This is a genomic window from Fructobacillus sp. ESL1117, from assembly GCF_058508565.1.
Window position 1 is genome coordinate 805,521 of record NZ_CP196385.1, and the last position, 19,480, is coordinate 825,000.

The 19,480-nt window shown below is 42.4% G+C and carries 19 protein-coding genes and 4 tRNA genes (1 of these 23 running past the window's edge); 6 read left to right on the forward strand and 17 right to left on the reverse strand.

Annotated features, from left to right (window positions below):
• Positions 1–263 precede the first annotated feature (263 nt).
• Entirely contained in the window at positions 264–410 is a 147-nt protein-coding gene (locus tag ACSYSH_RS03435) for a hypothetical protein (RefSeq protein WP_491702373.1), read from the forward strand.
• Between the two features lie 2 nt (positions 411–412).
• The gene (locus ACSYSH_RS03440) at positions 413–808 is read left to right on the forward strand and encodes a hypothetical protein (RefSeq protein ID WP_491702372.1); all 396 of its coding nucleotides are present in this window, start codon (positions 413–415) and stop codon (positions 806–808) included.
• A 136-nt stretch (positions 809–944) separates the two neighbouring features.
• Here ACSYSH_RS03440 and ACSYSH_RS03445 read toward each other — a convergent pair whose 3' ends face one another.
• Positions 945–1,490: a TetR/AcrR family transcriptional regulator gene (locus ACSYSH_RS03445; RefSeq protein ID WP_491702371.1), complete on the reverse strand. Its 546-nt coding sequence runs from the start codon at positions 1,488–1,490 to the stop codon at positions 945–947.
• A 108-nt stretch (positions 1,491–1,598) separates the two neighbouring features.
• Between ACSYSH_RS03445 and ACSYSH_RS03450 the strand changes: the two genes are divergently transcribed.
• Positions 1,599–2,450 carry a hypothetical protein gene (locus ACSYSH_RS03450; protein WP_252773547.1) on the forward strand — a complete coding sequence of 284 codons (852 nt, stop codon included), beginning with the start codon at positions 1,599–1,601 and terminating at the stop codon, positions 2,448–2,450.
• A 1,087-nt stretch (positions 2,451–3,537) separates the two neighbouring features.
• Here ACSYSH_RS03450 and ACSYSH_RS03455 read toward each other — a convergent pair.
• A tRNA-Glu gene (locus tag ACSYSH_RS03455) sits at positions 3,538–3,609 on the reverse strand.
• Between the two features lie 396 nt (positions 3,610–4,005).
• Here ACSYSH_RS03455 and ACSYSH_RS03460 point away from each other — a divergent pair.
• Together ACSYSH_RS03460 and ACSYSH_RS03465 are read left to right on the forward strand one after the other, a co-directional pair.
• Entirely contained in the window at positions 4,006–4,902 is an 897-nt protein-coding gene (locus tag ACSYSH_RS03460) for an ABC transporter ATP-binding protein (protein WP_489816018.1), read from the forward strand.
• Complete coding sequence (locus ACSYSH_RS03465) at positions 4,895–6,118, forward strand: ABC transporter permease (protein WP_252773545.1); 1,224 nt, start codon at positions 4,895–4,897, stop codon at positions 6,116–6,118. The genes ACSYSH_RS03460 and ACSYSH_RS03465 overlap by 8 nt, the downstream gene beginning before the upstream one ends.
• A gap of 131 nt (positions 6,119–6,249) precedes the next feature.
• On the opposite strand, the gene ACSYSH_RS03470 is transcribed toward ACSYSH_RS03465, so the two are convergent.
• Together ACSYSH_RS03470 and ACSYSH_RS03475 are read right to left on the reverse strand one after the other, a co-directional pair.
• Positions 6,250–7,965, reverse strand: coding sequence for an ABC transporter permease/substrate binding protein (locus ACSYSH_RS03470; protein ID WP_489816020.1), 1,716 nt, complete (start codon positions 7,963–7,965; stop codon positions 6,250–6,252).
• Positions 7,958–9,148 (reverse strand): quaternary amine ABC transporter ATP-binding protein, encoded by a 1,191-nt coding sequence (locus ACSYSH_RS03475; protein WP_489816021.1) that lies wholly within the window; start codon positions 9,146–9,148, stop codon positions 7,958–7,960. The genes ACSYSH_RS03470 and ACSYSH_RS03475 overlap by 8 nt, the downstream gene beginning before the upstream one ends.
• Positions 9,149–9,317: 169 nt before the next feature.
• Between ACSYSH_RS03475 and ACSYSH_RS03480 the strand changes: the two genes are divergently transcribed.
• On the forward strand, positions 9,318–9,935 hold the full coding sequence (locus tag ACSYSH_RS03480; protein WP_491702370.1) for a GntR family transcriptional regulator: 618 nt from the start codon (positions 9,318–9,320) through the stop codon (positions 9,933–9,935).
• 125 nt (positions 9,936–10,060) lie between these two features.
• On the opposite strand, the gene ACSYSH_RS03485 is transcribed toward ACSYSH_RS03480, so the two are convergent.
• The 13 genes from ACSYSH_RS03485 to ACSYSH_RS03545 form a co-directional block, all read right to left on the reverse strand.
• Positions 10,061–11,404 carry a glucose-6-phosphate isomerase gene (locus ACSYSH_RS03485; protein ID WP_252773541.1) on the reverse strand — a complete coding sequence of 448 codons (1,344 nt, stop codon included), beginning with the start codon at positions 11,402–11,404 and terminating at the stop codon, positions 10,061–10,063.
• Between the two features lie 108 nt (positions 11,405–11,512).
• Positions 11,513–12,838 (reverse strand): D-alanyl-D-alanine carboxypeptidase family protein, encoded by a 1,326-nt coding sequence (locus tag ACSYSH_RS03490; RefSeq protein WP_491702369.1) that lies wholly within the window; start codon positions 12,836–12,838, stop codon positions 11,513–11,515.
• A 4-nt stretch (positions 12,839–12,842) separates the two neighbouring features.
• Complete coding sequence (locus ACSYSH_RS03495; RefSeq protein WP_491702368.1) at positions 12,843–13,970, reverse strand: sensor histidine kinase; 1,128 nt, start codon at positions 13,968–13,970, stop codon at positions 12,843–12,845.
• A gap of 2 nt (positions 13,971–13,972) precedes the next feature.
• Positions 13,973–14,662 (reverse strand): response regulator transcription factor, encoded by a 690-nt coding sequence (locus ACSYSH_RS03500; RefSeq protein WP_047975531.1) that lies wholly within the window; start codon positions 14,660–14,662, stop codon positions 13,973–13,975.
• Between the two features lie 3 nt (positions 14,663–14,665).
• Positions 14,666–15,376, reverse strand: coding sequence for a DUF1129 family protein (locus ACSYSH_RS03505; protein ID WP_491702367.1), 711 nt, complete (start codon positions 15,374–15,376; stop codon positions 14,666–14,668).
• Positions 15,377–15,403: 27 nt separating this feature from the next.
• Positions 15,404–16,504, reverse strand: coding sequence for a redox-regulated ATPase YchF (gene ychF / locus ACSYSH_RS03510; protein WP_491702366.1), 1,101 nt, complete (start codon positions 16,502–16,504; stop codon positions 15,404–15,406).
• A 33-nt stretch (positions 16,505–16,537) separates the two neighbouring features.
• Positions 16,538–16,741, reverse strand: coding sequence for a DUF951 domain-containing protein (locus ACSYSH_RS03515; protein WP_047975534.1), 204 nt, complete (start codon positions 16,739–16,741; stop codon positions 16,538–16,540).
• 1 nt (position 16,742) lies between these two features.
• Positions 16,743–17,642: a ParB/RepB/Spo0J family partition protein gene (locus ACSYSH_RS03520; RefSeq protein WP_491702365.1), complete on the reverse strand. Its 900-nt coding sequence runs from the start codon at positions 17,640–17,642 to the stop codon at positions 16,743–16,745.
• Positions 17,635–18,393 (reverse strand): ParA family protein, encoded by a 759-nt coding sequence (locus ACSYSH_RS03525; RefSeq protein WP_252773535.1) that lies wholly within the window; start codon positions 18,391–18,393, stop codon positions 17,635–17,637. Before ACSYSH_RS03525 ends, ACSYSH_RS03520 begins: the two co-directional genes overlap by 8 nt.
• Before the next feature lie 19 nt (positions 18,394–18,412).
• Complete coding sequence (rsmG, locus tag ACSYSH_RS03530; RefSeq protein WP_489816024.1) at positions 18,413–19,129, reverse strand: 16S rRNA (guanine(527)-N(7))-methyltransferase RsmG; 717 nt, start codon at positions 19,127–19,129, stop codon at positions 18,413–18,415.
• A gap of 135 nt (positions 19,130–19,264) precedes the next feature.
• Positions 19,265–19,348, reverse strand: a tRNA-Leu gene (locus tag ACSYSH_RS03535).
• A gap of 26 nt (positions 19,349–19,374) precedes the next feature.
• Positions 19,375–19,447: transfer RNA gene (locus tag ACSYSH_RS03540), tRNA-His, on the reverse strand.
• A gap of 2 nt (positions 19,448–19,449) precedes the next feature.
• Positions 19,450–19,480 (reverse strand) — tRNA-Trp (locus ACSYSH_RS03545); it runs 43 nt beyond the window's last position.

Genomic DNA, 19,480 nt, shown 5'->3' on the forward strand with positions numbered 1-19,480 from the left:
TTATAAATAACAAAGCAAAATAATATTAGACAGTTGAGAAAAGGGGGACAATCTTAGCTTAGCTTGGTTCAGTACTTGGCTAGAAAAGCAACACTTCGCCATAACGCGTACCCCGAAATAAAAGCAAACATACAACCTATTATCGACCTACTGATAGATTTAGAGAAACGTGCACAATTACCACCAAAATTGGGTGGATACGAACAATTAACAAATTCCTCCAGGGCTTGCAAGCAAAAAATATATTTAACGGAGATATAACCATGAAACACGGATCAAATAAAAACAGCCAAGGCCTGTTATTCACTTCTGTTTTAGCCATTGTCGTCATTCTGGTGGTCAGCTTTTACTTTGTCGGTAATGCTAATAATAACAAGGACGAAAAAATAGCGATAACTCATCAAGTGTAATTTTGAGCCACATTTCAAAGTCAACCAATCAACAAGAGTCAGCAAATTCAACAGTTTCAAGCAGTCAACCGTCATTTAGTCAGTCACATACCAATAATAACAGCCTCGTTTATTATGATGGTCAAACAAAAACAACCTTGCCCACTACTAACGGAAGTATTGATCCGAACGAAAACTACACCGACGGTGCTACATTCTGGCCAGCAACCTTAACTATCAATGGTAAAAAAGAAAATGTAGTGGCAATGTATGCACGCATGGGATATTTCCAAATTTTCACCAAAGAACCAACTAGCAAATCACAAGGATTCACCTATAACGGGGAAGACTATAATAACCACATTGGCGACAAAGATCTTGATCCCTTGGCTTCTTCAAGTGAGACAATACACTATTAATGACTTATATATTAATAAAATAAGCCCCCTGGTTGCCGGACAGTTTATGGTTTACCAAGGTGCTTTTTATTATAGAATACACAATTACTGCGCTATCCTATTTTATGAATCTTGTTTTTAAATGAATCCATATTCATTACATTAATTTTTTAATATGCGTTACGAGCTCTCTGTTGGCCTGTTTAACTTCTTCTATTTTTTGATTAAACCCCTGATGAATCCAGTAGATGATAACGAAACTGATACCACCGGACCCAAAATAAGCCGTTAAATTATGAATTTGATCATGAGGAACATCCATCGTACTTTGTTCACGCTTCTGTAAAATGACTTTTTGTAACAAATACTCATGATTATTTTCTAATAAACTTTGCAAGAAGACCTTATCTGACAGCAAAACATGATAAGCGTCATTTAAAACTTCCTCCAACGTCTGTCCCTTCAATCCAGCTCTTTGATAGAGTTTATCAACGATCTGCTCGACTTTTAAAGTGAGTATATCATCTATGCTTTGGAAGTGACGATAAAAAGTCCGCCTTGATAACCCCGCCTCCTTAGTCAATTCGCTAATAGTTATTTTTTCAAGTGGCTTCGTATTCATTAATCTTATCAATCCTAAAATCAGCAGATTAATTGATTGATCAACCTGTTTGGTTCTCTTTATATTATTTTTTACTGACACAGATAATCTCCAATTGTGCAACTTACTTAAAAAGTATTTTCTTTTTTCTGACACCAAGTATACTTGGTATAACTAAAAGATACAAACGAGACAGTTGGAGGAAAATAAATGGCAGATTTCAATATTCAATTTAAAATCGATGGTGAAATGATTACGCAAGAACAAATTCATGACATGGAACTTAGCCGCTATGAAAAGGTCTTTAACGAGTTTGGTGAAAAGGGTATTCCTCTTCAAATGGATGGCAAGCAATATAGCGCAGAAGAAGCCATTGAACTTCCCTTGGAAGAAGCTAAAGAACTTCTTGCCCAAAGTAAAGAGGCAGTTGGAAAGCAAGGAATGCTCGATTATTACAAAGACGAATTGCTCCGCGCCGATAAAATGTGGGAAGACATTGCTGCAGAAGCCGATGGCCAAAAGCCAATGAAACAAGCCATTGTGGAAGTGGAAACAGATAATATTTCACTAATTCAATTCATCCTCTTTAATCAAAGTCTGGCCAAGGAAAACAATTTGTACTTGCCATCAAAAATTCACCCTGAGCATTACTACTTTGAAGCTGGTAAGGGGGGCACACAAACAATTGTCGAAACATTTGGTATGTATAAAGATCCATCCTACTTACACTTAGTACCTGGACGAGGTGTGGCAAAACCCATCACCCCTGATGCTGATACAGACATGGTTATGCTTGGTAAAACACTCCTGGCCCACAATATGCAAGATACTAAGATTATCGGAATGCATCAATTCAAGGGAAAGCAGAACGGTTTACATGTCAAGTTAGGTGTATTCCTGCCACAGTCAGCTCCGGATGCTATCTTAGAAGGACATAAATGGCATTTAATGGTTGAATTTAACAATGGACTTCATTTTGCATCGACAAAGAAGCCAAATTGGTTACAAAAATTAATTGTGCCAATCGCATTAAAAAAAGCAGCCAAAGAATTTAAAAAGTGAGACAAAGGGCTTCCGATGGGAGCCCTTTTCGTTTACAACATGTTGTGCTAAATTACCTACCCAAGTATTCCAAAGCATGGTCCCTTAAAGCACAATCAGCAATAGGAGTTATCTCGAGTTTATTTATAAGCCAATTCTTGTATGATTTAGTCTTACTGCTCGATCATGATTAACTTGGCACCTTTCACTCTTTCAGATCACTTAATCGACTTTTTTAAAATATATTTATAGAACACCATCAAAAATGCCAATATACAATGCCAAATTAAGTACAACATTTAATTTATTAAAAGTAAGTAGATTAACTGCTTTTAATAAATATCACTTCCGTTTGCTAACACCAAATCAACAATCAAATAATCTTTCTTAATTGCTTTAATAGCTCAAGATAGAAACGTTTCATTTGGATTTTCGATCTTTTAATTTCATGAACAGCATCGAAAAGAGTAATTAGTGCGGGAGCTAAACCATTAATTGGCATTTTTCTTACATCAACAGCATTACTAAAATATCTTACTGATATACTTATAGTTGCATAAGTCCATCACCTTCCCTCTACTTTTTTTCCAGTTAAATATACACGCTCTAACAATCACATTTTAAAATAATTAATATTTAATCATATACAACCCAAGGACCATTGATTACTTATTAAGTAGTAGCTTGAAGAAACCAACAATTACGTTAGCTACCCATAGCAAAAAACTGGCATTACACTCATGTTAGTTTGCTGCTATCTAAAAGTGTTGTTATCAATTATATTTCTGAGCGCTTAGAACACGAGAATACGACAATCACGATAGAATTATATGCCCACATGATTCATGAACTAAAAACTCAAGAAGAGATAAATCAATTGATTATTTGAACAATTTATAACTTCGATTACCCCCTTTGGGGGGTATTTTTTTCGGGCAAATTTGGGGCAAACAGGACTAATTTTGCCATGATTTAGCAAATTTTTAGCAAATTTATTTACTTGTTTTTTATCTTTTTTTATCTTTTTTTATCTTATGTAACTACTGATATAGAGCCTTTTCTAACAAAAAAGCCGATGCACTGCTTGTTTGCAATGCATCGGCAAAAATAGCCCCAGAGGGAGTCGAACCCTCGATTCCGCGCTGAGAACGCGACGTCTTAACCACTTGACCATGGGGCCATAGTCAACAATACTTAAATAGTTTACTAGATTATTGCCCACCCGTCAATTATTTTTTTAGCATTGTTTGCTATTAGCAAATTATTGGTATAACAAACGTTATTGTTACCTTGTTAACCCCTTTGACCAGAGCCTGTATCACAAATTTGTGACTGTCAGGCTCAAAGACACCAGCTAACAACCAATTTACACTGACCCACCAACCCAAGAGCCGTTTTCATCAACACCGAACTCTCTTCAATTACTGTCGAACCCAAAGAAAAACTATGAGATAATGAGAATATTCGAACAAGTGATGAAGATCAATTTTTGGTATTAAATAACTAGTCCACGTTTGTTGAACAGCCTAAGTTAAACCCAATTCATCCATTAAATTAGAGACGTTAGGAGCAGACCATGATTACCATTTCCAACTTATCAAAAGCATTCGGCAGTCACCAAGCCGTTGCCAATCTTTCCTTCACCCTTCAACCAGGTGAAGTTCTCGGCTTGATTGGCCAAAATGGTGCCGGCAAAACCACCACTTTTCGGATGATTTTAGACTTTATCCAGGCTGACGAAGGTACGATTGCCTGGGATCAACATCCAATCGATGCTAATTTACGTCGAAAAATTGGCTTTCTACCCGAAGAACGCGGGCTCTATCAAAAACAGACCATTGAAGAACAGGTCGTCTACCTTGCCCAATTACATGGTATGGACAAAAAAGCGGCAAAAGTAGCGCTCCAAGACTGGCTAGACCGCTTACAAGTCGTTGGAAAACCAGGGGACTTAGTCCAATCTCTATCAAAAGGAAACGCCCAGAAAATCCAAATGATTATGGCTCTGATTTTCGAGCCGGACTTTGTGATTCTCGATGAACCCTTCTCTGGCTTAGATCCTGTCAATGCTGCCATTTTTATGGACGAAATTCAGCGCCTCAAAGATCGTGGCGCAATGATTATCTTCTCATCGCACAATATGGATAATGTTAGCCAAATTTCAGACCAACTCCTAATGCTTAAAAAGGGTCGAACCGTCCTGCAAGGACCTGTTCAGGAAATTCGTGAATCCTTTGGCCGAACCCGTCTTTATGTTGAAGCGCCTCATTTAACAAAATCAGACTATTTAGCAATGACCGGCGTCAACCATGTCGAAGCTAAAGATGGTGGCTTTCTGCTGACGCTAGACTCTGAAGCGGCTGGACATTCCATCTTCGAGGCGGTGACCAGTAATGGGTACATCCCCGCCTTCTCACAACAGCCACCCACTCTAGCCGAAATCTTTAAAACGGAGGTCAGCACCAATGACTAATCTAACCTTTCTCGTAGCCAAGCACACCTACTTCAGTCGCCTTAAGAAAAAATCTTTTTGGTGGTTAATTATCTCACCTATCCTTTTAATTGCTGCTGCTGGTCTTCTAGGCTACGGAATTAGCTACTTTTCAAACGATCAACCAGCCAAAATTGCTGTTATTGGACAGGCCAATAGTCGTGAGGCCATCAGCCAAACAGCTAGCAAGCTCAATATCAAGGTCTCATCAATTACCGATGACCACTCTGCACAGTCGGCTTTACAAAAGCAAAGCATTGACGGCATCCTTACTCTCAACGCTGATCAAGGAACATTAGTGATGCAGCCAAAAGCACCGAAAATTGATAAAGATCAATTACAAGCGGTCTTAAGCAAGATTTTTTTGATGAATCAGGCTGAAAATTATGGTCTAACCCCCAAACAAACCGCAGCATTGATGACACCGTTTAGCCTGAAAACAACTGTGCAAAGTCACGCTAGTCAAGAAAACGCCGACAATAACCAGGCTGCAAAAGCAGCTGTTTCAGTTGCTATAACGATTATCGTCTTAGTCATTGTTTCGACCTATGCATCCTTAATTGGTAATGAGATTGCCAATGAAAAATCGTCACGAATTATGGAAACCCTATTAGCAGCCTCGTCTTCTCGGGCACAATACTTCGGTAAGCTGCTAGGTATCACTGGTCTTCTGGTTACCCAACTGCTTTCTTACGTGGTCTTAGGAATAGGAACCAACCTTTTCGGTCAAAAAATTGCAGTGGTCAAGCAGGCCCTTTCCTACTTGACTGCCTTGACCCCAGCTTTTCTAATTTATTCCTTGATTTTCATCATCGTTGCCACTGGCCTTTACCTGATTTTAGCAGCCATTGCAGCTTCATTAGTCAATGATAATTCACAAGTTTCTCAAGCCATGGTCCCCGTCACGACCCTGGCCATGATTCCCTATATTGTTGGCCTTGCTTCAGCTTCAAATGGTGGCAATAACATTCTCGTTCGTATTTTTGCCTATATCCCCTTCATGGCTCAATCAACAATGCCAAGCTTGCTTGCCAACCAATATGCCAGCTGGTGGCAGGCTCTTCTATCATTGGCCATTTCACTCATTGCTCTCGTGGCGCTTGCTCAATATGGACAAAAACTTTACGCTAAAAACGTTTTGTCCTATTCAGATGAAAATATCTTGAAGCAACTATTAGCTTCCCTCAAGCACTCTTAAACGGTAAAATCAGCCCCAGCTCCTTCCAGGCTTACCGATAATAACCCAAATCAAAAAGCGATCCAAGCAATCAAATTGCTTGGGTCGCTTTTAATTAACCATCAAAACGATGGCGAACCTGATTCAAATTGTTACTTAAACCAAGCGTTCACTTGAGACTTGTGCTTACTAATCCAATCGTCGGCAGCCTTTGTAGGCGTTTTACCGTTTTGGATATCAAGCATAACCGTCTGCATGTCATCTTGTGTCCAGTGGAAGTTCTTCATCACCTTGTAGACATCAGGGTTCGTCTGCTTCAAGTTTTTACGAACAACAGTATTAATTGTTTCTTGTGATCCCATTGTTCCCTTTGGATCAGCCAGGTACTTCAACTTGTACTTGTTGAACATCCAATGTGGTGACCAACCAGTCAAGACAATTGGTTGCTTAGCCTTATAAGCCTTATCCAATGCTGAAACCATTGCACCAGATGATGATGCCTGCAAATTCCAACCAGAAAGGTTACCATAAGAATCAATCGTCTTTTGTGCGGCAGCCATCACACCGGCACCAGGTTCAATCCCCGTAATGGTCTTGTTTGCTTGGTTGGTCAAATCAGCAATTGAGTTGACATCCATATAATCTGGCACAACCAAACCTAACTTAACCCCCTTCAAATTAGGGCCAAGCAAATCGACATCATTCTTATACTTAGCGTACAAAGCCTTGTGAGTATTTGGTAACCAAGCTGAAACCGTAGCATCGGTTTGCTTATTAGCAACTGATTGCCAGTTCACGGCGTTATCAAGTGGGGTAATCGTCACATCATAGCCGTGCTGACGCATTGCTTCAGCCAAAACATTCGTTGAGGCCACTTCAGAATCCCATTCAACATAACCAATATTGACTTTCTTGCCTGAAGCTTGGTGAGCAGTGATGCTACCAGCAATACCGGCGATAGCAATCACGGCCAACATTGCCCAAGTAGCCAACTTACGCCACTTTGGCAACTTTGGTGCAGAGACGGGCTCTGTGTTCAGACGCTGAACAAAGCGATCAATGATAATAGCCAAAATCACCAAGGCGATTCCATTAACAAATCCCGAACCAACGTCGGCGTGTTGAACAGCTGACAAGACACCACGACCAAGTCCTGGTGCCCCAATCATAGAAGCCGTTACAACCATTGACAGAGCCAGCATAATCGTTTGCTTAGCACCAGCAATAATCGTGTTCTTCGCATTTGGTAATTCCAACTTGAACAACTTTTGCCAAGTCGTTGCCCCAAATGAGTCAGCGGCTTCAACCAAATCAGTTGGCACCTGTTGCAACCCAAGATAAGTGAAGTTCACAACTGGTGGCAAGGCGAAGATAACAGAGGCAAAGGCCCCAGGCACAACACCAATACCAAAGAAGGCAACGGCTGGAATCAAATAAACAAAGGCAGGCATGGTCTGCATAAAGTCCAAGATCGGCTTAATCACCATGTAGGCCTTTGGCGACTTAGCCGTCCAAATCCCCATTGGGATTCCAATAACCAAAGAGACAACCGAGGCCATCAAGACCAGTGTCAAAGTCTGCATCAAGTCAGACCATAATCCTTGGTTAGCTACCAAGGCCAAACCAATCAAGATAAAGAGTGGTTGACCATATTTCTTAGGCGTCAACAGCCATGAAATCAATGCCAAGGCAATGATGAAGATTGGCATTGGAATCGCTGTTAAGAAATTCGTAATGCCATCCATCGTAGTGGAACCACTATTTTGAATCGCTGTAAAAAATCCAGACAGATTCTTTGTTAACCAGTTAACCCCATCGGTTACCCAGGAGTCAATTGGGAGTTTGGCAACTGATAATAAATTAATCATTATTGTCTCCTTCCGTTTGGGCTAACGCTTCAATCACGGCACCACGAATGATAATACCGTGAAGCTTCTGATTTTCATCAACGACGGCCACTGGCGTGTGGGCGTCATAAATGATTGGCATAATGTCTGAAACAACCGTGTCAGGCGTTACTGTTGGCATTGCTGTGATCACGTCACGCAGAGTCAACTTTTCACGACGAGCATTCACGGCCGCGTCAGATGTCACGTACCCAACAAACTTTCGGTTACCATCGACGGCAACCAAGCCAGAAACTTCTTCTTCTGACATCCGGTGTAAGGCAACGTTTGGTCCATCCGTATCAGCGTTGATTGTTAAGCCAGGAATCATGATGGATTCTGCATTCAAAACCTTTGAACGATCAACATCTTCAACGAAGTTTTCAACATAATCGTTTGCTGGATTAGTCAAAATTTCTTCTCCAGTACCGATTTGTTGTAACTGACCATCCTTCATGATGGCAATTCGGTCACCCAAACGCAAAGCCTCGTTCAAATCGTGGGTAATAAAAATAATGGTTTTCTTCACCGTTGCCTGCAAGTCTAAGAGCTCATCTTGCATTTCGTGACGAACCAATGGATCCAAGGCAGAAAAGGCTTCATCCATCAAGAGAATGTCAGGGTCATTCGTTAATGCCCGTGACAAGCCAACTCGCTGTTGCATCCCTCCTGAAAGCTGTGAAGGATATTGGTCCTCAAAGGACAAAAGTTTCGAATTTTCCAAGGCCTTTTCGGCACGTTCGCGCCGTTCCGCTGCTGGCACACCTTGGATTTCCAAACCAAATTCTGTATTTTCCAGAATGGTTCGGTGTGGGAATAAGGCAAAATTCTGGAAGACCATCGACATTTTCTTCCGTCGAATATCAAGCATCTCTTTCTTGTTGTAATGGGTAATGTTTTTCCCATCCAAAAAGATTTCCCCACTGGTTGGTTCAATCAGGCGATTGAGCAAACGAATTAACGTCGACTTTCCAGAACCTGACAACCCCATGATGACGAAGATTTCGCCCTCATTGACATCAAGGTTAATGTCGTAAACACCAACCGTTGAGCCAGTCTTTTCAAAGATTTCGTTCTTAGATTTATTTTCTTCAACCATCTTCAAAGCAGCCTTTTGACGCTTTCCAAAGATTTTGGTTAAATGCTTAATCTGAACTTTTGGCATAAACCCTCCTATTAGTTGACTATCCTGCTCATTTAAAATAAACTAAATAAGTGACCACCGTTGTGGATTTAAGCGGTGGTCAATAGTGACCACTCTATTATCATACACTAGTGGTCACTTTTGTCAAATTAGAATATTTATTCACTAATTCTTTTAAAGGACACCGGTTATGCCGAAAGTTAAAGAACCCCGTTATCACAAAATCGCTCAGGAAATTGCTGAGCACATCGTTAATAAACAATTTCTCGTTGGCGAAAAGCTCCATGCTCGGTCAACCTTGGCCGCAACCTTTGGCGTTTCCGCTGAAACCGCCCGCAAGGCAATTTCCGTGCTAGCCGATCTCGATATCGTCAAGCCTGTTCACGGTTCTGGCGTCGAAGTTCTTTCTCGGGAAAAGGCCCACGAATTTCTCAATCAAGCCAAAGAGAGTCGCGATCTACAAACTACTCACAGCGAAATTAAAAGCTTAATCGCCAAGCAAAAAGAGGACCTAGCTAATTTAGAGGAAGGTTTTTCACTCCTGTTGGATCAAACCCAACGTGTGCGCAAGAATAATCCCATGTCCCCTTACGAATTTATTCCCGAGGTCGATTCACCGATGCTCAACCAATCGATCGGGTCTTTGAATATTTGGCAAAATACCGGAGCGACGATTATTGCCATTCTTCACGAAGATGAAATTACCTTGTCTCCCGGCCCCTATGCCAATATCATGCCTGGTGATACTATCTACTTCGTTGGTTCTGACAAGACGGTTGAGGCCATCCACCAATTCTTTGCTGTCTAACTGCCAACAAAGCAGTCTCTGCAAAATCAGCTAATAACGATTTTTTAGCTCTGTGCTCATTAGACAAAAAAACTAGAAACCCAGTCGCATCACATGCAAATTTGGTTTCTAGTTTTTATTTTGTCTTACTTTAACCGGTCGTGGTAAACCTGACTTTGTTCTTCATAGCCCGGCTTGTCCAAAAGGGCAAACATCGCCGTCTTATAGGCTTCAACACCAGGTTGGTTGAATGGGTTGATGTTAAAGAGGTAGCCTGAAACACCTACAGCTAATTCAAAGAAGTAAATCAATTCACCCAAACCAGCTTCATCTTGACGATCCAAAAAAACGGCTAAGTTTGGTACACCGCCATCCACATGGGCCAAGACAACGCCAGTCGCAGCAGTCTTATTCACTTCTTCCAATGACTTTCCTTCCAAATAAAGCAAGCCATCTTCATTATTACCAGTCTTTGGGATTGGCAAATCATGCTTTGAATGGTCAATACGAACAACTGTCTCAAAGAGATCACGACGACCTTCTTGAATATATTGACCAAGAGAATGCAAATCAGTCGAGTAATTCGCCGATGAAGGATAAATGCCCTTTTGGTTCTTTCCTTCTGATTCACCCATCAACTGCTTCCACCACTCTGACAAGTATTGCAGCGATGGTTCCCAGTTAGCCAAAATTTCAGTTGTATAACCCTTATCGTAAAGAATTCGGCGGTAAGCGGCATAGGCTAAGGCTGGGTTGTCATGGACATCGTCACTGCTATACGTCTTTTCAGCTGCTGCTGCACCAGCCAAAACATTTTCAATATTAACTCCGGCAACTGCCATCGGCAACAAACCAACAGCTGACAAAACAGAGAATCGACCACCAATGCCATCAGGAATGACCAATGTTTGGTACCCTTCGGCAGTGGCCTCGTTCTTTAAAGCACCCTTTTTGGCATCTGTCGTTGCCACGATACGTTTTTTGGCACCTTCTTCACCGTACTTAGCTACCAAGCGTTGCTTAAAGAACCGGAAGGCAACAGCTGGCTCCGTCGTGGTTCCTGATTTTGAAATCACGTTAACAGAGAAATCTTGGTCACCGATTACCCGGTCCAATTCATCTAAGGCCATTGGCGACATCGCATTACCGGCAAAGTAAACCTTGACCTCATCGCCCTGAACTAATTCGTTATGCCAGGGTGACTTCAAAAAGTCGATTGCCATTCGTGATCCCAAATAAGAACCACCAATTCCAATCACTACCAAAACTTTAGAATTCTTTTTAATCGCGTCCGCCGCCTGATGAATCGGTGCCAAGCTAGCTTGGTCTTGGCTCGAAGCCCAGTGGAACCAATCAGTAAAGTCAGCTCCCGCGCCAGTCTTGTTCACCAATGTCTGATGCGCAAAGCGGACCTGATCCTTAATTTCATCCAACTCGTTGTCTGCAATGAAATTCTCTAAACCGTTCGAATCAAAATGAATTGCTGCCATGAAGAATACCCCTTTCTGTTCGGAAAGTAAACGCTTTCACTATTTTTATTATAGCACCCTTTACGGTAAAGTTAACGCTGTGACTAAAAATTAGTCAAATTTTTTAAACTATTTCTGAGCTGTTGCCGTCAAAACCTGTAAGGGAATTTCTTTATCCGTGTCAGCAAGGCCTGGCAGGAAGGTCGCCTTCAATTCCGGCTTAGCATAGGTCACCACGTTGGTACTCTTTTCATCGGGGCGAGACTTCAAGTCTTTCAATGGCTGTATCTTTAATGATTTTTTCAAACTTGTCCAGTAGGTCTTGCTTGCTGCTACTTGTACGGCAACTGTTTGATCCTCATGATCAACACCAACAGTCTTGTGGTTTGTCAGTTGCTTACCTGCCGTAAAAGTATACGCTTTCTTTTTAGCCAAGACCTGGTTAACCATATCAATGGTCGTTTGGAACCGTTGCTTTGTATCCGTGTAATCGGCAGCATTGTTCACAACCGTCAAGAACTCATGTCCCTGTTGGTCAACGACATAACCCGTAAAACAAGCCCCCGCTTCTGGTGTCGAACCCGTCTTTAACCCAAGTATTTTCAAGCCGTTTTCATTATCCAAGCCTTTGATAATGTTGGCAAATCCTTGACCAAAATCAGACGTCTCCGTCACCTTGACGGTCTTGTTTTTTGTGTAAGTTATCGTTGGATTGGTCGTCACAGTTTTTAAGGTCGGATCCATTGTCATAATCTTCTTAGCAATTTGAGCAACCTGCATCGCTGATGCATGGTTTGCAGCTGAATCAGATGCGGAAGTAACTTCGTTATTGTTATAAGAGTCACCATTTGTCAAACCAGCACCGTTATACCATTCAGTTCCCTTTAAATTCAGGTCACTTGCCAAGGATTCAAGCGTTTCTTGTGCCGTTTGTCCTGGCTTGGTCAAGGCAGCCGTTAAGGTCAGCGCAGCATCATTGGCAGAATTAGTAAACATTGCCCAATAGAGGTCGCGTACTGAAAGCTTATCACCCGTCTTCATGTTCAAATGGGAAATAGCATCTACATTTTGTGCTGAAAGATCGGCACTAGCCGGCACGGTTACCTGGTCAGTCCACTTCAATTGGTTATCTTCAATTGCTTTTAAGACGCCGTAAGCCACCAACATTTTACTCTCAGAGGCAATCGGTGCTTGTTTATTGGCATCCTTTTCACCCAAAACTTGGCCTGATGTTAAATCAATTACCACAGCTGAGGTGGCATCAACATTTAAACTAACCGGCTGGTCTTTCGTAGCTTGAATCGACGATTTAACATCATCTGGTACCAAGAAATACAGGCCTGCCCCTATCATGGCTATCACTAAGACCAAAACGGCCATTAGGATGGCCCAAAACCGCCCACGTTTTTTCTTTCGATTAGCGGCGTGTAACCGATACATTGGCTTTTCACTCATCACTCTATTCTTCTTTCACTTGTTTCAGTGGGAGGGTCATGACGAATGCCGTGGCCGTCTCATCTGATTCGACTTTTACTTGACCGTTGTGCTGGTCAATAATGCCCTTCACGATTGCGAGCCCTAAGCCCGTACCACCAGTCTTGCTGTTGCGCGATTCTTCCACTCGGTAAAAGCGCTCAAAAATATGATTAGCCGAACGAGCAGGTATAGCAGGACCATCATTAATGACCCTGATTTCCACCAATCCAGCCTCCCTGACTTGACCAGTTAATTTAATAAAACTAGCACCTTGACCATATTTCAATGCGTTTTCAACCAAGTTAATCAAAACCCGGGCTAATTTATCCGAGTCACCAGCCATCACAATCACACTTGGGTCTAAATTAGTTGCAAAGCGCAGGTGCCGATTTTCCGCCTCCATGGCATAATTCGCAAGGACCTGATCAAAGAGGTCGCCAAGCGAGAAATCGGTGATATTCAAACTTACCTGCGTTGTTTGCAACTTGGCAAACTCAAAGAGATCTTCAACTAATGTCTTCATCTGGTTGGACTTATAATAAGCCGTCTTTAAATACTTAGCCTGGTCTTCTTCTGATAAAGGCGAATTTGGCGTCACCACCAAACCTAGGTAACCAATAATGGCTGTTAGTGGCGTCCGCAAATCGTGAGAGATATTCGTCATCATCTCATCCTTCGATTTTTCAACGGCTAACTGTTCCTCATGGGCCAAATTGAACTCGGCCACTACTCGATCGACTAAAGCCGTGAGTTGCCGTGCTTGGTTGCTATAGGTTGGTAACTGACGTTGTTCTTGGTTTTCGGGCAAGTCCGACTCATCATGGCCATTCGACTTGTGACTAAGATCAGGATGATTAGCAAGGGTGTACAGTCGTTTCGCCAGGTTGAGCAATAACAAACGTTCCCGACTGCGGCACCAGAGATGAATTAACCAAATAGCCAATAGCAATAGCCACACAATGTAAAAAAAAGGCCAGCTTTGCCGAGCTGACCAATTCATTTTGTCTTGTAAGAGGTCAAAAACCAACACCCAGGCAAGGCCAGCGGAGGTCAAAGTAGCCAAAATTAATGACAAAACGGTTTGCGCCAGAATTGTACTTTTCTTGACCATAATTAACTCACTTCAATCTTATAACCAACACCCCAAACAGTCTGGATAACCTGGTCACCATGGGTTGCTTCTTCTAATTTATCGCGCAAATGAGAAACATGCACCATAACTGTCTTAGCAGAAACAACAGATTCTTGTTGCCAAACACGTTCGAAGATATCATCGGCAGAGAACACGCGGTTTGGATGAGAAGCCAAGAGGTATAAAATTCCAAATTCTAAGGCCGTCAAATTAACCAAATCACCACTTGTGGTCTTCACTTCGTGGGAATCCTTGTTGATAACCAAAGAGGCCACCGACAAAACATCCGGCTTTTGCTCTTGGACCATGTTTTGAGACCGCCGTAAAAGCGAACGAATCCGAGCCATCACTTCCAAAGGGTTAAAAGGTTTTGTTACGTAGTCATCGGCTCCAGAAATCAGTCCCTGAATCTTGTCCATATCAGAAGACTTAGCCGAAAGCATCAAAATTGGAATATGCGTGTCCTTCCGAACAGCCTTTAACACTTCTAAGCCGGACATATTGGGCATCATAATGTCCAAGACCATTAAAGCAACATCCGGGTTAGTATTTAATTTTGAAAGGGCTTCTTTCCCATCTTGTGCAATCACGGGTTCGTAGCCTTCATTTTTCAAGTAAATTTCTAATAATTCAGCAATTTCTTGATCGTCGTCGACAACTAAGATTTTCATCCCTTACTCCTTTTGATTAGCCTCATCTACCCGTGCTTGTTGAGACAACTTTGAGATAGCTAAAATACCACCGTGTTCCAATCCAGCATGCTTACGGTTCAACAGGTAAGCTAACCAAGCCAAAGCCAAGACCAACACATTACCAAAGAGAGGCAAGATCGGATTAACCACTGTCGGGATAAACATGAAGAAGGCCGTGAAGCCGGCGACCCACAAAATCGCAACAACAATCAGTAACAACCAAGTCGGCATTTTCTTCTTTGGATGCTTGTCCTGTGGATTAGGCACCAAACGTTGCATTGCCAGGGTATAAATCGCACCACCCCAGAATGACAGCAAGAGCATTGAGACAACACCGATTCCTTGGCTTTCGCTTGAACTCTTGCCAAAACTCATTGTAATAGCGAAAAAACCAGACAAGAACATCACTAAGACCAAGGCCGTATCAGTGGCCAAGAATGTAAAGGAATAATCGTGGAACTTCTTAGCTAAGCGGCGGGGATTCAAATACTCTTGCAAAAGTTGAGCTGGTGAGCCATACATTTGCGCAGCTGTTTTTCCTGCCTTTTGACCGACGTAAAGCTTTTTAGAAATCGTTTGCACAATTTCTTCCTTGCGTTCGTTACTGAGCTTGTCAGTTTCCGCCAAGCCCTTCTTAAATCGGAAAATAAAGTCTTGGTTTTTCTTGCTTAATTGGGGATCTACTTGCGTCATCTTACTGTCTTTCGTCCTTTAAATTTATTATACGTTGAAACGGAATTCGATAATATCGCCGTCTTGAACGTCGTAATCTTTTCCTTCTGATCGCAACTTACCAGCTTCTTTAACGGCCTTAACAGACCCATATTCATCCAAATCAGCAAAGGCAATCGTTTCTGCCCGGATGAATCCACGCTCAAAGTCCGAATGAATCACACCAGCAGCTTGTGGAGCTTTGTATCCGGCCTTAAAGGTCCATGCCCGCGTTTCTTTGCCACCAGCAGTAAAGAATGTTCGCAAGTCTAATAAGTGGTAAGCAGAGCGAATCAGCTTGTTCAAACCAGGTTCTTGAACACCAGCTAATTCCAAATAATCGGCCTTTTCGTCGTCATCTAGCTGAGCAATCTCTTCTTCGGCATTGGCTGACAAGGCAATTACTTCAGCCTTTTCAAAATCAGCAAAATCCTTAATTTTTTGGTAGTAAGGCGAGTTGGTTGGATCCGCCATATCGTCTTCTGCGATATTGGCAACATAAAGCGTTGGCTTTGATGTCAACAAGAATAAGCCCTTGACGACCTTTTCTTCTTCTTCTGAGAAATCAACCGTCCGCACGGCCTTGCCAGCTTCCAAGACAGGCTTAATCTTTTCCAAAACAGCAGCTTCTGCCTTAGCAACTTTATCGGATCCCTTCGCAGCACGAGCAACCTTCGCATAGCGCTTATCGACTGCTTCCAAATCAGCTAGGACCAACTCAGTATTAATGGTGTCAATATCATCAAGTGGATCAACTTTACCATTAACGTGAATGATTTCATCGTCATCAAAGGCACGGACAACGTGAACAATAGCATTCACTTGGCGAATGTTTTCCAAAAACTTGTTTCCAAGTCCTTCACCTTTGGAAGCACCCTTTACGATACCGGCAATGTCGGTAAATTCAAATGTTGTTGGAATAATCTTATCAGCCGGTTCAATTTCTTGAATCCGCGCTAAGCGATCATCTGGCACTTCGACAATTCCAACATTTGGTTCAATGGTGGCAAATGGGTAATTTGCCATTTCTGCACCAGCCTTTGTAATTGCATTAAAAAGTGTTGACTTACCAACATTAGGTAGTCCAACGATTCCAGCTGTTAAAGCCATGTCTATTTATCCTTTCGTCTTAAACCGTAAAAATCAATCTTCTTCGGCCTTTTTTAAGACTTTTTTCAAGCGCTTTTCAAAGTTAAACCGGGTTAACATAATTGTCCGGTTACAGTTCGAACAGGTAATTTTAATATCGGCCCCAAGTCGGTTGACCACCCAAGCATTCGTTCCGCAAGCATGGGGCTTCTTCATTTCAACTAGGTCACCAAGACCATATTCAATTGATTGCGCCATTTTAGTCTACCTCAATTGATAAAATACTTAAGATTCGAGCCAGGTCTTGTTCTGAAAGATAAGCAATTTCAATCTTTCCTGCACCCTTTGAACCGGTGTTGACCTTGACCTTTGTGCCAAATTTATCTTCTAACCGATTTGCTAAATCCTTAGCAAATGGCGATTCAACCTTTTTGGCAGGCTTTTGGTCACCGGCGTTAACTCTCTTGACCAGTGTTTCAACCTGGCGGACATTCAACTGTTCTTTCAAGATCGTTTGAACAACAGCATTCATCTGACTTTCTTTTTCCAAACCGAGTAAGGCCCGGGCTTGTCCCATGGAAAGTTCACCAGCTTGCACCAAGTCTTGAACCTGATTGGGTAACCTTAACAAGCGCAAAGCATTGGCAATCGTTGTCCGTTCTTTTCCTAACTTTTCAGCCAGTTGGGTTTGGTTTAAATCCAACTGGGCCATCAAGTTGGCATAGGCCCGTGATTCTTCAATCGGGTCCAGGTTATCGCGTTGCAAGTTTTCAATCAGTGCCAACGTCGCCATGGTATCGTCATTGGTTGCTCGAACAATCGCGGTAATTTCCTTCACCGGCAAAGTCTTAGTTGCGCGGAAACGACGCTCCCCAGCAATAATTTGATACTTAACACCGCTTTGACGAACAATAATCGGCGTCAACAGGCCATTTTCTTTAATTGACTGAGCGAGCTCTTTGATCGATTCTTCATCAAAGTGCAGCCGCGGTTGAAACGGGTTGGCTTCAATTTGGTCTAAGGGAAGCGAAACAACTTTCTCCCCTGCCTCCGGATTGCGGCTAACTGTTTTTGAATGGGCCAAAGCTTCTTTTGAAATACCATTGGATCCAAAGAGCGAATCCATGTTTTTACCCAATCCACCTCTTTTATTAACCATACTGCGCCATGACCTCCTTAGCAAATTCGGTATACACCCGTGCACCGAGTGACTTTGGGTCAAAATCAATAATCGCCTGGCCGTACGAAGGTGCTTCCGACAACCGAACTGTCCGCGGAATAACCGTTTGGTAAACCCGGTCTTCAAAGTACTTGCGTACTTGCTCAGACACCTGTCTTGCCAAATTTGTTCTTGTATCATACATCGTTAATAAGATACCGGCCATTTCCAAATCAGGATTTAGACCTTGACGAACAAGTTCAATCGTATTGAGCAATTGCCCCAAACCCTCCAAAGCGTAAAATTCCGTTTGGACTGGAATCAAAACCGCATCGGCTGCTGTGAAGGAGTTAATCGTCAAAAGTCCTAATGAAGGCGGATTGTCAATCAAAATATAGTCATACTGATCAGCCAATGGTGCTAGTGCATCCTTTAAGCGAAATTCTCGTCGTGGAAGATCAACTAACTGTACTTCACTTTCTGACAACTGAATCGTCGTTGGTAAAATATCCAAAGTATCGGCACCAACAATAGCGTCCTGAGCGGCAACGCCATTAATCAAGACTTCATAAACATCATTCTCTAATTCTGATTTGTCAACACCAACACCAGAGGTTGCATTTCCCTGTGGATCGGCATCAACTAACAAAACCCGCTTACCAGCTTTTGCCAAGGCAGCACCCAGGTTAATACTTGTTGTTGTCTTGCCAACCCCACCTTTTTGGTTGGCTAAAGCAATAATCTTTGCCATCTGCTGGCTCCTTTTTCTTTTATAATGGCTTTTTGCTAGGAGTACCGGCCTGCCTTGGATACTTCTTTGGTGTCTTTTGTACCTTAGCAATAATCTGAATCATTCGTGGATCCTGATTTGGTAAGGTGAAAGTGAAGCTTTCCTGGAATTGACCACCAAGTGTCTGTAAAGCCTTTTGACCGGCCTGCAACTCGTCTTCACCAGCCGACCCCTTCATCACCAAAAGTTGTCCATCGAGTTTAACAAACGGCAATGTGTACTCAGCTAAAACGGCAGTGCGCGCAACAGCCCTGGCCGTGGCATAATCAAAACTTTCACGCATGTGTTGGTCTTGACCAAAGTCCTCAGCACGACCATGCAAAACCGTTACATTTTTTAAGCCGAGATCTGCAACAACTGTTTTTAAAAAGTTAACCCGTTTGTTCAAAGAATCAATCAGCGTCACCTTTAGGTTTGGTAAAGCAATTTTTAAAGGAATTGCCGGGAAGCCGGCACCAGAACCAATATCAATCAATGTTGGTTCAGCGACCTTTAAGTCGGGTTGGTAAAAAGCCAAGGTCAGCGAATCATAAAAATGCTTTAAATAAACCTCTTCAAGGTCCGTAATGGCCGTTAAATTAAATTCCTTATTCGTCTCAACTAACAAGGAAAAATACCGGTCAAACTGATCAATTTGCTGGTCTGACAATGTTAACCCAGCTTCCTTTAGGCTTTTTACAAATGCTTCTTGGTCCAAAATCATCCTCCAAACCAGGTCCTATTTTGCCTAGTTTACTCTTAACAAGAATACCTAAAAAATGGGGAAAATTCAAGGTTTCAACGGTTTTTTGTCCAAAGAAAAAACCCGGACGAAAGTCCAGGTTTTTCATGATGCCCTCGGTGGGAGTCGAACCCACACGGTGTTGCCACCACTGGATTTTGAGTCCAGCGCGTCTGCCAATTCCGCCACAAGGGCAATATAAAGTATAAATACTTTATTAGGGCGGTAGAAGGGGATCGAACCCTCGCATGCTGGATCCACAAACCAGTGTGTTAACCACTTCACCACTACCGCCATGGCAGGGATAGAGGGAATCGAACCCCCATC

Bases quoted from the DNA above. Each gene is read 5' to 3' on its own strand.
- ACSYSH_RS03435 (WP_491702373.1), top strand. From the start codon at position 264: ATGAAACACGGATCAAATAAAAACAGCCAAGGCCTGTTATTCACTTCT.
- ACSYSH_RS03450 (WP_252773547.1), top strand. From the start codon at position 1,599: ATGGCAGATTTCAATATTCAATTTAAAATCGATGGTGAAATGATTACG.
- ACSYSH_RS03460 (WP_489816018.1), top strand. From the start codon at position 4,006: ATGATTACCATTTCCAACTTATCAAAAGCATTCGGCAGTCACCAAGCC.
- ACSYSH_RS03465 (WP_252773545.1), top strand. From the start codon at position 4,895: ATGACTAATCTAACCTTTCTCGTAGCCAAGCACACCTACTTCAGTCGC.
- ACSYSH_RS03470 (WP_489816020.1), bottom strand. From the start codon at position 7,965: ATGATTAATTTATTATCAGTTGCCAAACTCCCAATTGACTCCTGGGTA.
- ACSYSH_RS03475 (WP_489816021.1), bottom strand. From the start codon at position 9,148: ATGCCAAAAGTTCAGATTAAGCATTTAACCAAAATCTTTGGAAAGCGT.
- ACSYSH_RS03480 (WP_491702370.1), top strand. From the start codon at position 9,318: ATGCCGAAAGTTAAAGAACCCCGTTATCACAAAATCGCTCAGGAAATT.
- ACSYSH_RS03485 (WP_252773541.1), bottom strand. From the start codon at position 11,404: ATGGCAGCAATTCATTTTGATTCGAACGGTTTAGAGAATTTCATTGCA.
- ACSYSH_RS03490 (WP_491702369.1), bottom strand. From the start codon at position 12,838: ATGAGTGAAAAGCCAATGTATCGGTTACACGCCGCTAATCGAAAGAAA.
- ACSYSH_RS03495 (WP_491702368.1), bottom strand. From the start codon at position 13,970: ATGGTCAAGAAAAGTACAATTCTGGCGCAAACCGTTTTGTCATTAATT.
- ACSYSH_RS03500 (WP_047975531.1), bottom strand. From the start codon at position 14,662: ATGAAAATCTTAGTTGTCGACGACGATCAAGAAATTGCTGAATTATTA.
- ACSYSH_RS03505 (WP_491702367.1), bottom strand. From the start codon at position 15,376: ATGACGCAAGTAGATCCCCAATTAAGCAAGAAAAACCAAGACTTTATT.
- ychF (WP_491702366.1), bottom strand. From the start codon at position 16,504: ATGGCTTTAACAGCTGGAATCGTTGGACTACCTAATGTTGGTAAGTCA.
- ACSYSH_RS03515 (WP_047975534.1), bottom strand. From the start codon at position 16,741: ATGGCGCAATCAATTGAATATGGTCTTGGTGACCTAGTTGAAATGAAG.
- ACSYSH_RS03520 (WP_491702365.1), bottom strand. From the start codon at position 17,642: ATGGTTAATAAAAGAGGTGGATTGGGTAAAAACATGGATTCGCTCTTT.
- ACSYSH_RS03525 (WP_252773535.1), bottom strand. From the start codon at position 18,393: ATGGCAAAGATTATTGCTTTAGCCAACCAAAAAGGTGGGGTTGGCAAG.